Source organism: Pseudomonas sp. 30_B (assembly GCF_017491605.1).
GTDB lineage: Bacteria > Pseudomonadota > Gammaproteobacteria > Pseudomonadales > Pseudomonadaceae > Pseudomonas.
This window is the reverse complement of record NZ_JAFGYY010000527.1, coordinates 1-240: the sequence shown is the minus strand read 5'-3', so window position 1 is coordinate 240 and position 240 is coordinate 1. Positions and strand designations below refer to the sequence as shown.

Annotated in this window: 1 protein-coding gene; it reads left to right on the top strand. The window is 61.7% G+C overall.

Annotated elements, in window-relative coordinates; all coding sequences use genetic code 11:
* Window positions 1–240 (top strand): sulfatase-like hydrolase/transferase (locus tag J5M67_RS29340; RefSeq protein WP_207888772.1); only part of this gene is annotated, 240 nt, incomplete at both ends.

Here is a 240-nt window from a genome sequence, read left to right as displayed (position 1 = left end):
TCATCGACAAGCAGGCCAAGGCCGACAAACCGTTCTTCGTCTGGATGAATACCACGCGCATGCACCTCTTCACCCACGTGCGCGACTCGATGAAGGGCCAGAGCGGCATGCCCGGCAACGAGTACGCTGATGGCATGCTCGAGCACGACGGCGACGTCGGCAAGCTGCTCAAGGCGGTGGACGACCTGAAGATCGCCGACAACACCATCGTCGTCTACACCACCGACAACGGCCCGAACC